The organism is Thalassospira sp. HJ (assembly GCF_000948415.1).
Classification (GTDB): domain Bacteria; phylum Pseudomonadota; class Alphaproteobacteria; order Rhodospirillales; family Thalassospiraceae; genus Thalassospira.
Window position 1 is genome coordinate 30,177 of the sequence record NZ_JYII01000008.1, and the last position, 12,393, is coordinate 42,569.

The following is a 12,393-nucleotide window of genomic DNA, read 5'->3' on the forward strand; positions in this document are numbered from 1 at the left end:
CACTAGAACTCCCAGCGGCGTGTCAGAAATACCTGCGCACGTGCGTTATGGTATTCGTAGTTGGGAATGTTTGATTTTGTGTTCAGATACTCGCCCGTGATCGACCAGTTGATCGGTGCCAGAAAGTCAAATATCTGATTTGCCGTTGCGCTATCCCCAAACAATTCGGTCGGCAATATCGTTGACAGTGGCGCACCATAGGTCAGGCGTGTTCTTGTACTTCGGTCCGTTCGATGTTGCGGCGAATTGCCGGTCGTCAAAAAATCCGGATCACGGTACTGGTCCATGCCGTAGCGGATGCTGCCGCTGATGTAACTTCCCCCACCAAACAGATAAGCATGGATCAGCTCGCCGCTCAAGCTATTGTAACTGTAATAGTTTCTGGCAGCATCCTTCATCCCGGCAGACAGGTTCACCGTCGTGCGGTTGTTTGGTGACCAGCTATAGTTTCCGCCAACGCGTGCGCCATACCTTTGGCCGGAATGCAGGCGAAGGGCGCTCGATTCAGAGGTGTTCTGATAATGCTCGTCGGAATAGCTGACTGCACCATTGAGGTTGAAGAACGGACGAACGTTCCAGTCCAGACGGAGGCGCCCAGTTCTGGCCGTCAGATACTTTTCACGCGAAAGCGACTGTGCAGTCTGGCTGAGTGTCGGGGTCAGCATCCAGTAGCCGCCACGAATACGTGTGCCGATTTCAGCAGAAAATGACCCAAGGTCCAGCGCATCCAACTGAACCTGATCACTGCCATAGCCAGTCACACTGGCAAAAATCTCGTGGCCTTCCTGATAACCCAGGTCATAGCTGACGTCATAGCGAAGCGCACCGATATAGGCGATATCGTTGTTCGGCTTGTCAGCGCTTGAGGTAATGGCGGTGGGCGTGCCCGTCAGGAGCTGTATCTTGTCGTTCGGGGCCGAATTTCGGTTGCTGTCGATCTGACTACCCAGTGTCAGGGTTACGCTTTGCGACAGGCGCTTGCGGCGGCGTTCGATCGCGCTGACATATTGCTGGATGTTGGCTTCGACCTCGGGCGAGATGTCCATTTGCAACAGACGATCAAACTGGGTGCGGGCCTCGTCCAGGCTATCAAGGCGATAAAGCACAATCGCGTAATACAGCCGTACCGGCGCAAGATCGGGATCAAGCACAAGAATACGTTCAAGCGTTGCCGACGCACCCCGGACTTCCCCGCGCGCCAATTGGGCCTTGGCCCAGCGGAAGTTCAGAACAATGTCGTCAGGGTTGGCGAGAATATCGGCATAGGTGATGTCACCGCCATCATCTGTCCGCAGCAGGAAATTCGCCCGCGCGGTTACATCGGTCAGCCGTTCGAAATCTTCGGAGAACTGGCGTGCCTCATCTGTTCGCACATCAATACTTTGCTGTGCGCGGGCTTCGGCCATTCCGATTGCAAGCACCGTTACACCCGTCATCATCGACGCGGTCACGTACTGCCATATGCCTGTCTTCAAACTGCTTTCCTACCATTGGCAGGCCATCGCAGTCGCGCTGTCCAAGGAATGTCACGGGCAAAGATTGGTGACGAAACCCGATTGGCGACCATAACCTGTTTGGAACCTGTCAAATCAGATTATGGTCTTTGAAAACCGAGGGATAGCCATTCGGCAGGTTGGTGTGGTTGCCTGCTGAGGGATAGGTTTTTCATTCTTGTGGATAATAAAATTACCGGAAGGTAGTATAGTATTTATCCATAGGTCCATCCTCGGTTATACGGCGGTGCCGCCGACCGTCAGACCATCGATGCGAAGCGTCGGCTGTCCGACGCCAACCGGCACACCTTGCCCGTCCTTGCCGCAGGTCCCGATGCCGTTATCAAGTTCCATGTCATTGCCGATCATGGAAACCTTGGTCAGGCTGTCCGGGCCATTACCAATCAGGGTGGCACCCTTGACCGGTGCGCCAAGCTTGCCGTCTTCAATCAGGTAGGCTTCAGAGGCCGAGAACACGAACTTGCCTGACGTGATATCAACCTGACCACCGCCAAAGTTGACGGCGTAAATACCCTTTTTGACGGATGCCAGAACTTCTTCCGGCTCCTTGTCGCCGCCCAGCATATAGGTGTTGGTCATGCGCGGCATTGGGGCATGGGCATAAGATTGGCGGCGCCCGTTACCGGTGGATTTAACCCCGGTCAGGCGTGCGTTCAAGCGGTCCTGCATAAAGCCCTTGAGGATACCGTCCTCGATCAGGACAGTTTGCTGGGTCGGCGTGCCTTCATCATCAATCGAAAGCGATCCGCGGCGGTCATGAATGGTGCCGTCATCGACAACCGTTACACCTGGCGATGCAATCCGCTGGCCCAGAAGTCCGGCAAAGGCAGAGGTGCCCTTGCGGTTAAAATCGCCTTCAAGACCGTGACCAATAGCTTCGTGCAAAAGAATGCCGGGCCAGCCCGGACCAAGCACCACGGTCATTTCACCGGCGGGGGCTGCCACCGAATCAAGGTTTACAACCGCCTGACGCAGTGATTCATCAACCGCCTTCTTCCAGGTCTTTTCATCAAAGAAACCGTCATAACCGATGCGGCCACCTTCGCCATGTGAACCGGTTTCCATGCGGTCGCCCTGTTTAACAACGACCGAAACATTGAACCGCACAAGCGGGCGAATATCGCCAATTCGCTGTCCGCCGGAACGCCAGATCTGCACCGCCTGCCAGTTGCCGGAAATCGATGCCGATACCTGCACAACACGCGGATCGCGCGAGCGGGCATAGGCATCAATCTGTGCCAGCAGATCGACCTTGGCTTCAAAGGTTGCCTCACCTAACGGGTTCACGTCGGAATAAAGCGAAATGTTTGTGCCGATCGATCCGAGATCGACCTTGCCAGAACGGCCCGATCCGACTGCCTTGACGGTTTCTGCCGCGCGCGCAACTGCGTCATTGGAAAGCTCGTTTGAATGGGAGAAGGCGGTGGCTTCATCGGCAACAGCACGCAGGCCAAAGCCCTGTGCGGTGTCAAAGTTCGCACTGCGCAGACGGCCATCATCCCAGACAAGGCTTTCCGATTGGCGGTATTCAAGGAACAGTTCCCCGTCTTCAGCCGCGCCAAGCGCATCATTGACCTGTGATTCAAGCCGGTCGCGATCAAGATCACCCTTGGCGAAAAACAGATTGTCGGTGGTGCGAAGATCGGTCATGGAACCTCCTTGGGGCCGGGATTATTCGGCCAGAGAAAATGTCTTTCCCTGCATGATATCTCGGTTGAGGCAGTATTATCCCTTACTCAATTTAGGGTTTTTGGTGCCTTCAACTTTCGACTATACAGGTACTTGTTCGGGCAAAGGACAAAGCCATGGCCCGAGTGGTTTATATAGACTGCAATAACCAATTATGAAAGCCCGTGGCAATGTTTGTCGAACATCCCCAGCGCGTCGCCCTTCATAATGAAATTCACGCCCGACCCTTTGGCGGCGTGACCAGTCCTGCGCGCTGTTCCTGCCTTGCCTTCCAGACGGGCGAAGACCTTGATCAGGCCGTGCGCGACCATTTCACCACATTTTGCAATCGCTATAGCCTGACACCACCCGCGCCGGATCAAAAATATTTCGAGGCCGCCTGTGACGGCTTTTCGGTGATCTGGGAACGCCATGCAGAATTCACGGTCTATGTTTTTAAACGCACCGAGCCGTTCAACAATCCGTTCGAAGACCCGGTGATCAATCTTGTGCCGCTTGACTGGCTTGATGAAACCCCAGGTCAATTGATTGTCGGGCTGCATATCGTTGTCGAGAAAACAGATCGCAGTGATGACGAACTATCGCGGTTGTTTAATCACAACGGCCTGACAGGCAGCCGGATCCTCGGCGGGACTGCGCAGGTCTGGACGGATTTTCGTCTGCATGGCGACGGGTTTGGGCGCATTCTGGTCAAGGACTGCGGTCTTGAGTATCTTCAGGCCGGGCGTCTGGTGCAGCGTCTCAAGGAAATTGAAGTCTATCGCATGATGGCGTTGCTGGCCTTTCCATTGGCCCATAGCGCAACGCCAAAGGTGTCTGAAATCGATACACGCCTGTCGGAAATCACCGCAGAAATGGCCAGCAAGACGCAAACCAATGATGAAGAAACACTGGCAAAACTGACCGATCTGGCGGCCCAGACCGAGGAAATGGCCGCATCGCTGAATTATCGGTTCAGTGCAGCACGCGCCTATTACCGCATCGTGCAGGCGCGCCTGAACGAGCTTCGTGAAGAACGGATCGAGGGTATGCAGACCATTGCCGAGTTTCTCGAACGCCGATTGGCACCAGCCATGCGCACCTGCCAGAATATTGGTGACCGGTTGGAGGTTCTTTCGAAACGTGTCGCGCGCGCCAACAACCTGCTGCGGACCCGTGTAGATATCCTGCTTGAGGCGCAAAACCGCGACCTTCTGGCCAGTATGGATCGTCGTGTGAAGCTTCAACTGCGTCTGCAGCAAACCGTTGAAGGGCTGTCGGTCGCTGCCATCACCTATTACGCGGTCGGGCTTCTGGGCTATCTGTTCAAGGCGATCAAGGATACCGGCGTTCCGATCAATGACCGGGTCGCAACGGGTGTTGCCGTGCCGCTTGTGCTGGGTGCGATCTGGTTTTCCATGCACCGCATCCGCAAGGCCCTGCACAAGGCGGACGACTAGCTTCGAAGCCGATAGGCCGCATAAGTTGCGGTGCCGACCAGAACAACGGCACCGGCCTGATGCGCGACACCAAGTGGTAGCCAGACAACGCTCAGAAGCGTTGAAATGCCAAGGGTAACCTGAAGGCAGGCTGCCGCAAGGACGAGGTGGGTGGCAAAGCGCTGATCAGGGCCAAGGTCCCATTTTCCGGCCCGCCACCAGAAAATCAGCACCATGACGAACGTCAGTTTCGCGAGCCAGCGGTGATCCCACTGCACGGTCATATGGTCTTCAAATGGCGCCAGCCAGGCCGGATCAAAGACATAAAGCCCATCCGGGATCAATTGCCCGTCCATTAGCGGGAAGGTGTTGTAAACATGCCCGGCATTGAGACCGGCAACAAAACCACCCGACAGGGCCGTGAATACGATCAGGCCAAGCAACTGCCAGGCACGGGTTGACGAGTTGGTCGTCGTGGTCCGCGGGCTAAGTTGTTGCAGGCCGACCCACAGAAGGGCAATGAAAATCACCAGTGCCAGTCCGAAATGGGCGGTCAGGCGATACTGGCTGACATCGGGGCGATCGACCAGACCGCTCATCACCATGTACCAACCCATAAGGCCCTGCAGACCCCCAAGGATGAACAGCCCCCAAAGCTTCCATTTGGTGGCACGATCAATCGATTTCTTGGCCAGGAACCAGACGAAGGGCACGAAGAACACGACCCCGATCAGGCGGCCCCAAAGGCGGTGGATGAATTCCAGCCAGAAGATCGATTTGAAATCCTCGACCGACATCCAGGCATTGATTTTCTGAAACTCGGGATACTGGCTGTATTTGATGTAAAGCGCCTGCCAGTCCGCTTCATTCATCGGCGGGATGATGCCGGTGAAGGGCCGCCATTCGACAATCGAAAGCCCGGACTCGGTCAGGCGCGTCAGGCCCCCGATCACCACCATGATGAACACCATCGCTGCACAGGAAAACAGCCAGATGGCGACATTTCTGTTGGCTTGTGGTTGCGCAAGGCTGACTTCGGACAGGGCGGGGGAGGCACTGCTGGACATCTGGACGCTCTCTTGACGGTATCTTCTGGCGGACGTGTTTTGAAATTTGGCCCAATATAGGGCGATTTTGCAAAAATTGCAGGAAAAGCTTTACGGAAAAGTCCGGGCGTCTGGATCAGTCCTAGTGTTGCTATTAATTACTTTTTATTAGTGTTGTTTGTATATAAAACACATAAAAAATGTATTGAATAAATTCATATCCACACTCATAGTGATGGGTAATAGAGAGAAACCCGCACTAGAGGATCGACGATGTTTCCCATCAATCTGGACCTGACGCGACTTTCGGTCGCTTTGGTCGGCAACGGTCAGGCTACCCTGAACCGTCTGCGCCAGTTTGACGGTGATGGGGCAAAATACGTCACCGTCTACTCCGAAGACCCGATACCCGAACTGGCCGAACAGGCCGGTGACCGGTTGCAGCGCTATCTGCCGAATTCGGCGGATGTGAATGCTGCTTCCATCATGTTTATCATCGACATTGATCTCAAAAAGGCTGCTGAACTGGCATCCATCGCCAAGGCGGTCGGCACAATTGCCAATGTCGAGGACGTAAAACAATATTGTGATTTTTCCTCACCCGCGCGCATTCAGCGCGGCGATTTGATGATCACGGTATCGACCAACGGGCACAGCCCGCGGCTTGCCGGGCGTATTCGCCGTGCCCTTGAAAAATGGCTGGTGCCAAGCTGGGACAAACGCCTGCAAGAGCTGTCCAAGCAGCGCGAAAAATGGAAGGCCGACGGGGCAGACATGCAGACCCTTCTGCGCAAGACCGATGAATATATCGATCAGCGGAGGTGGCTGCCATGAATGTCATGCGCGAAGAAGACATCGTTACCGGCGGTTCCATGTCGGTTGAGGAAGCCACCGATCGTGCAGCCCGTTTGCTGGATCAATATGGCCATCTTCAGGGTGTGTCACTGATCGAACCGATGGTACATGAGGAATTCAATGGCCGCATCACCATGACCTCGTCGTTTGGGACAGAGGCCGCAGCGCTTCTGGCACTGGTGGCCGAAGTTGACCGTGACCTGCCGGTGATTTTTCTCGATACCCGCAAGCTTTTCGGTGAAACCCATACCTATCGCGAACAGCTGGTCGATCAGCTGGGCCTGACCAATATCAAGATCATGCGTCCGGACGAGGAAAAGCTGAAGGCCGATGATCCCAACGGCATGCTGTTTGCCTCCGACACGGCGAAATGCTGCTACCTGCGCAAGGTGGAGCCGCTTCAACGTGCGCTTGAGGGCTATGACGCCTGGTTGACCGGTCGCAAACGTTTCCATGGTGGCGAACGTGATGCTTTGCCGGTGATCGAACCGGCTGGCACGCGGATCAAGATCAATCCGCTGGCGGGTTACAAGCGCGAAGATATCGAAGACATCTTTGAACATCGCGCGCTGCCGCGTCATCCGCTTGAGGCCGAAGGCTTCCTGTCGATTGGCTGCATGCCCTGCACCGAACGTGTTGATCCCAACACGACTGACGTCCGTGCTGGACGCTGGGCCGGGCAGGACAAGACCGAGTGCGGTATTCACTACATCATCTAAGCCCGATCAGGCTTTCACGAAAAACCCGGCCATCTGGCCGGGTTTTTGTGTTTCAGATGGTAATGCCCTGAAGCTTCCTGAACAGGGTCACCGCATAGCGGTCCGTCATGCCGGAAATATAATCCATCACCCGCATCAGGCGGCTGTAAAGATCGGGGGCCGCCATCAGTTTGCCCGACAAAAGCTTGTCGATACGGTCGGCCTGCGGCGGCAGGCGCTTGCCGTGATTTTTATGTTCGTCAATGTCGATGGCAGCCCGCACAAAGCTGTCCAGTAGGCCATTGATGACCTCGAACCCGGCCATCTCGATCGGCAGGACATGCGGCGCGTTATAGATCTTTTGCACAGCCAGCTTCTTGCAGGCCTTGGCATAGGGGCCAAGCTGCGTGTTGGAGAGAAGATCGCCTTCTATCGTACCAGCAAGCAACGCGTCTTCATTCTCGATAAAGGCATCAACCGCGGCCTTGACCAGATTGCCAATCGCCTTGCCGCGCAGGAAGCCGATCCGGTCATCTTCGGATTTCTCGGCATACCAGCCCTCAGAACGCAGGTCGTTCCAGCGTTGTTCGGCATCGCCGTCATATTTTTCCGGGTGGCGTGCGATCGGGGCAAGTGCGCGTTCGACTTCCTCGAAACTGACACAACCCAATTCCCAGCCATCTTCCAGATCAACAACGGAATAGCAGATGTCATCAGCCGCCTCGACCAGATAGACCAGCGGATGACGCCGCCATGCCCCGTCAAATCCTTCAAGCGGGGACAGGCCGCAAACCTTGGCGATGGCCTGCGCAATGTCACGCTCTGCCTGATAGTAGCCGGGCTTTTTTAGGCCGGTATATTCCTTGCGGCGTGCGTCGGGCACGGACGTGCTGCGCGGATATTTGATGAAGCTGCCCAGCGTGCCGTAGGTCAGGTTAAGCCCACCATCAAAGCGCTTCATTTCAAGCTGGCTGATGATGCGAAGTCCTTGGGCGTTGCCTTCGAAATGGCGCAGGTCTTCAAGCTCCGGCCCAGACAGGCGCGATGTCAGTTCATCCTTGGCAAGGCGCGATGTGGTGAACCATTCATTGATCGCGTCTTCGCCGGAATGCCCAAACGGCGGATTGCCGATATCATGCGCAAGGCAGGCGGCCTGCACCATATAGCCGATATCTGCAACCGTGGTTTCCGAACCCTTTGGCAGGTTTTTGACAATATGCGCACCCGCCATCAGACCCAGCGATTGCCCGACCGAGCCGACCTCTATCGTGTGGGTCAGGCGGGTATGGACATGATCATTGTCGGAAAGCGGATGGACCTGCGTTTTGTTTTGCAGGCGCCGGAACGAGGATGAGAAGATTACCCGATCCACATCAATCTGAAAGGGGCTTCGGCCATCGGGCGTGGGATAGGGCGCACCTTCGGGCAGGCGCACCTTGCCATCCTTGAATTCAAGCCGATGAGAAGAAAGAAGATCTTCCCAGCGCATTTTATCGCCAGACCCTTGTGCAGACGACGCCACTTTTTACCCCTGTCCGTATCGAATGTTCTTTTCAGATGTTGTTCTTTGGCAACTTTAACGGGCCGGGGAGTCCGGTGCAATCGGACAAAACAGTGTTAAGCCGATTGCACCAAATTTACGGGCAATTAGCCAAAGAACCAGCTTTTCGGATTGTCGATCGGGCGCCCGTTGAGCGCGCGCAGAAGACCAATCACATTGCGCCCGACAAACCAGGCGGTGGTGTAAAGCGCCATCAAGCCGACAACAGCCCAGCCCAGAAGCGGGATCCAGCCAATCACAAAGGTAAAGAAGCCCAAAATGATGGCATAAAGGATACTGATCCAGAATGTGCGGATCACGAATGTGTAGTGGCTGTTGGTCCAGTGATTGTCGTTTTCGCGCGCGATATAGGAAACGATCAGCGCGATAAAGCCAGTGGCAAATGCGGTAAACAGGGTTGCGATCATCAGCCCGTAACAGACAAGGGCCGTATTCCCGCCGCGCTCGTCAACGTAGCGCGGTGCACTGTCAAAAGACGCATCCTGACCGTGGATATGGTCGTTCATGGATAAAATCCTATCAAAGTTGTCGCAATCCCCATCGCGTCTGTCTGAGGATATAGCCTAAAAGTCAAGGGCCACAACCCTTTCACATGACCGTCCCGGCAACTGATATGAGAGAAAAAGTTAGGAAAAGCCCGCAGGGCGGGGCATTCCCCGTTCAAGGGCTTTGACGCAGAGGCTTTCTCTCATATCAGTTGTCCTTCGGATCACCCGGATTTGCACGGGCTATTTTGTCGCAAAATCTTGAAAGATATAGATCTTCCTGTGATTATGCTTCGCATATCCGCACAAATCCGGGAGACCGGGGCGATTATGTGAAAGGGTTGTGACCCTAGAAAAGCTATTCCCCCTTGGTGTCTTTATCACCAAAGCCTGTTTGATCCTTATGTTAGCGTCTGCTCACATAAATTTTACGGTCAATTGACCTTGTTTTACCTCGACTCTTGGTAATTTCGCCCTACATTTGGCGCCATGTTGTCTCACTGAGAAAAAACAGGAATTTCCGCATGTCGGACTATGATTTTGATTTGTTTGTTGTCGGTGCCGGTTCGGGTGGCGTGCGCGCAGCGCGCGTAGCATCGGGATATGGCGCAAAGGTCGCCATCGCCGAAGAAAGCCAGGTTGGCGGCACCTGTGTCATCCGGGGTTGTGTGCCCAAAAAGCTTCTGGTCTACGGCGCGCATTTTGCCGAGGATTTCGAAGATGCATCGGCTTATGGCTGGACCCTTCCGGGCGAGCCAAGCTTTAGCTGGCAGACCCTGATCGCCAACAAGGATGCCGAGATTGATCGTCTGAACGGCATCTATAAAAAGCTTCTGGCCGGATCAAACGTCGAACTGTTTGAAAGCCGTGCGGTGCTGAAAGATGCCCATACTCTTGATGTTGGTGGCAAAGCCGTTACGGCCGAGCGCATCCTGATTGCGGTTGGTGGCACGCCGGTCATGCCCGATATTCCGGGCATCGAACATGCGATCTCCTCCAATCAGGCTTTCCATTTGGAAGACCTGCCCGAACGCATCGCAGTCGTTGGTGGTGGATATATCGCGGTTGAGTTCGCCGGTATATTTGCTGGCCTTGGCGCAAATGTGACCCAGTTCTATCGCGGTGATCAGATCCTGCGTGGCTTTGATAACGATATCCGCAACCATCTGGCCGAAGAGATCGTCAAAAAGGGTATTGATCTGCGCTTGCACACCAATGTTACGGCGATTGCCAAGAACGATGACGGCTCGCTCACCCTGACGCTGACCGGTGGTGGTCATCAGGAAGTCGATGCCATCATGTTCGCCACGGGCCGTGAACCGAAAACCCATGGTCTGGGTCTTGAGCAGGCTGGTGTCGAGCTGAATGACAAGGGCGCGATCCTGACCAATGCCGGTCTGCAAACCAGTGTTCCCAACATCTATGCCGTTGGCGATGTCCGCGATCACGTGCAACTGACCCCGGTCGCGATCAAGGAAGGCATGTCATTTGCCGATACCGTTTATGGCGGCAAGCCTTGGTCGATGGCCTATCAGGCCATCCCGACCGCCGTCTTCAGCCAGCCGCCGGTGGGCACCGTCGGTCTTTCTGAGGAAGAGGCACACGCAAAAGGCAAGGATATCGATATCTACAAATCGACCTTCAAACCGATGCGCCACACCCTGTCGGGCCGCGATGAAAAAACGCTGATGAAGCTGATCGTCGATAAAACCACCGACGTGGTGCTTGGTGCGCATATGGTTGGCCCGGATGCCGCTGAAATCATTCAGGGCATCGGTATTGCTGTTCGCATGGGCGCGACCAAGGCCCAGTTCGATCAGACCGTCGCGGTCCATCCGTCTGCCGCCGAGGAATTTGTCACTATGCGGACGCCGGTTGGCGATTGAGTTGGGTTAGGAAGGGCGGTATCACGTGATACCGCCCTTCTAGACTAGTCTTTAACCAAGAAACGGAAGCATTTTCCGTTCTTGGCATACCGGCGCTGCCCAGTGCGTGGGTCCGTAACGTACTTTGTGTAAACGTAACGGTAGCCCGGCGGGGCGATGTCACTTGAAGTGGTCATACTTCAAACTCCAATAACTGGGATTTACTTGACACTGGAGCCCCGGATAATGCACGTTGAGTTTGCGAAACTTAATCGTGCTGGAGCTTTCCCAGCCCTCCCGTGGGCAAATCCTGTACCTCAGGAGGAATTTTGCCCTGCAGCGCCAACTGCAGGGCATTTCTCTAATGTTCATCCTCATCAGTCATTATCAGCTTAATTTGATTGATGAGCTGTTGCTTATCTTCTTCAAAAAATGGTGTGGGTATCTCCAGCCAAGCTTTGCGCCCGTGGCGAAGCCGAACTGGTATTCGGTCGTTACCTAATTGTTTCGACTGGCTATCAGACTGTTCTGGCTCGCTACTTGTTGTCGGCGAAAGGGGCCTTTTTACGAGGGTTTCTCTAACGGGGCTCGCTATCTTTTCGCTGGTATCAATTACTTCATCAATGTCATTTTCGGTGTCTGTGTCTTGAGACGATAAAGGCGCAGAGTTTTCTGTTGCCGCAGTTGTCTCTTCTTTGCTCTCTGGCGATGCAAAGGCTAAAGAGTTTTTGAATGACGTTAGGCAGCTTTGTGCTGCTGCAGGCAAGAACTCCATCTGTATCAAGTCATATTTGATCGCCGCGTCAGAAGGTAGGTGTGAGCCATACTTATCAAAGAGCTTTTGGAAGACAGGCGGGGTAAGTAGCCATTTTCTCAAAAGTTCTTTCTTGGCTTTTAGGCTTGGAGCGTACTCAAATATCTCAACGTCTTTAGAAGCGGCTAGCATTCCAGGCCCTGCGCGTTCTACTAAGCCAAAGTAGCGTAGGGATGCCATCGCTGAGAGCGCTGATCCATTGTTGGCGTTGCTGTACCCCATACTTTGCGCCGCCGCATCGTTTGGAATGGCGTGCAAATGATTCTCTTTATAGAGGCTAACTGCCTTTTCAAGGGATTCCTGCAAATCCATCGAAGGGTATCTGGGACTCTTTTTTCGCGCCATCAACTTGCCCTTGGCTGAGTAGAATTCCCTCTCTTAATATCACTATTTTTCGGTTCGATCAACGTACCAGTACGTGATTTTGCATGAAGTCGACGTTCTTTTA

General features: G+C 54.4%; 10 protein-coding genes. 4 read left to right on the forward strand and 6 right to left on the reverse strand.

Features of this window, described 5'->3' with window-relative positions; translation table 11 throughout:
• Positions 1 to 2: 2 nt before the first annotated feature.
• Entirely contained in the window at positions 3 to 1,475 is a 1,473-nt protein-coding gene (locus UF64_RS05105; protein WP_082049541.1) for a hypothetical protein, read from the reverse strand.
• A 255-nt stretch (positions 1,476 to 1,730) separates the two neighbouring features.
• Positions 1,731 to 3,164: a metalloprotease TldD gene (tldD, locus tag UF64_RS05110; RefSeq protein WP_044827559.1), complete on the reverse strand. Its 1,434-nt coding sequence runs from the start codon at positions 3,162 to 3,164 to the stop codon at positions 1,731 to 1,733.
• 209 nt (positions 3,165 to 3,373) lie between these two features.
• On the opposite strand from tldD, the gene UF64_RS05115 reads away from it, so the two are divergent.
• Positions 3,374 to 4,642 (forward strand): DUF3422 family protein, encoded by a 1,269-nt coding sequence (locus UF64_RS05115; RefSeq protein WP_044827560.1) that lies wholly within the window; start codon positions 3,374 to 3,376, stop codon positions 4,640 to 4,642.
• Here UF64_RS05115 and UF64_RS05120 read toward each other — a convergent pair.
• Positions 4,639 to 5,688, reverse strand: a complete 1,050-nt coding sequence (locus UF64_RS05120; protein WP_044827561.1) for a COX15/CtaA family protein — start codon at positions 5,686 to 5,688, stop codon at positions 4,639 to 4,641. The genes UF64_RS05115 and UF64_RS05120 overlap by 4 nt on opposite strands.
• Positions 5,689 to 5,940: 252 nt before the next feature.
• Here UF64_RS05120 and UF64_RS05125 point away from each other — a divergent pair, with 252 nt between their 5' ends.
• Together UF64_RS05125 and UF64_RS05130 are read left to right on the forward strand one after the other, a co-directional pair.
• Positions 5,941 to 6,501 carry a bifunctional precorrin-2 dehydrogenase/sirohydrochlorin ferrochelatase gene (locus tag UF64_RS05125; protein WP_044827562.1) on the forward strand — a complete coding sequence of 187 codons (561 nt, stop codon included), beginning with the start codon at positions 5,941 to 5,943 and terminating at the stop codon, positions 6,499 to 6,501.
• A complete protein-coding gene (locus UF64_RS05130) occupies positions 6,498 to 7,241 on the forward strand; it encodes a phosphoadenylyl-sulfate reductase (protein WP_082049543.1) in 744 nt (247 codons plus the stop codon). Before UF64_RS05125 ends, UF64_RS05130 begins: the two co-directional genes overlap by 4 nt.
• Positions 7,242 to 7,293: 52 nt before the next feature.
• Here UF64_RS05130 and UF64_RS05135 read toward each other — a convergent pair whose 3' ends face one another.
• Both UF64_RS05135 and UF64_RS05140 read right to left on the reverse strand, forming a co-directional pair.
• Positions 7,294 to 8,742, reverse strand: a complete 1,449-nt coding sequence (locus UF64_RS05135) for a deoxyguanosinetriphosphate triphosphohydrolase (RefSeq protein ID WP_235284970.1) — start codon at positions 8,740 to 8,742, stop codon at positions 7,294 to 7,296.
• A 125-nt stretch (positions 8,743 to 8,867) separates the two neighbouring features.
• Positions 8,868 to 9,287, reverse strand: a complete 420-nt coding sequence (locus UF64_RS05140) for a hypothetical protein (protein ID WP_044827563.1) — start codon at positions 9,285 to 9,287, stop codon at positions 8,868 to 8,870.
• 503 nt (positions 9,288 to 9,790) lie between these two features.
• Between UF64_RS05140 and gor the strand changes: the two genes are divergently transcribed.
• Positions 9,791 to 11,152, forward strand: a complete 1,362-nt coding sequence (gor, locus tag UF64_RS05145; protein WP_044827564.1) for a glutathione-disulfide reductase — start codon at positions 9,791 to 9,793, stop codon at positions 11,150 to 11,152.
• Positions 11,153 to 11,492: 340 nt separating this feature from the next.
• Here gor and UF64_RS05150 read toward each other — a convergent pair whose 3' ends face one another.
• Positions 11,493 to 12,257 carry a hypothetical protein gene (locus UF64_RS05150; protein WP_152630609.1) on the reverse strand — a complete coding sequence of 255 codons (765 nt, stop codon included), beginning with the start codon at positions 12,255 to 12,257 and terminating at the stop codon, positions 11,493 to 11,495.
• Positions 12,258 to 12,393: the final 136 nt, after the last annotated feature.

Excerpts from the sequence above, each read along its gene's own strand:
- tldD (WP_044827559.1), bottom strand. The coding sequence starts at position 3,164 with ATGACCGATCTTCGCACCACCGACAATCTGTTTTTCGCCAAGGGTGAT.
- UF64_RS05115 (WP_044827560.1), top strand. The coding sequence starts at position 3,374 with ATGTTTGTCGAACATCCCCAGCGCGTCGCCCTTCATAATGAAATTCAC.
- UF64_RS05120 (WP_044827561.1), bottom strand. The coding sequence starts at position 5,688 with ATGTCCAGCAGTGCCTCCCCCGCCCTGTCCGAAGTCAGCCTTGCGCAA.
- UF64_RS05125 (WP_044827562.1), top strand. The coding sequence starts at position 5,941 with ATGTTTCCCATCAATCTGGACCTGACGCGACTTTCGGTCGCTTTGGTC.
- UF64_RS05130 (WP_082049543.1), top strand. The coding sequence starts at position 6,498 with ATGAATGTCATGCGCGAAGAAGACATCGTTACCGGCGGTTCCATGTCG.
- UF64_RS05140 (WP_044827563.1), bottom strand. The coding sequence starts at position 9,287 with ATGAACGACCATATCCACGGTCAGGATGCGTCTTTTGACAGTGCACCG.
- gor (WP_044827564.1), top strand. The coding sequence starts at position 9,791 with ATGTCGGACTATGATTTTGATTTGTTTGTTGTCGGTGCCGGTTCGGGT.
- UF64_RS05150 (WP_152630609.1), bottom strand. The coding sequence starts at position 12,257 with ATGGATTTGCAGGAATCCCTTGAAAAGGCAGTTAGCCTCTATAAAGAG.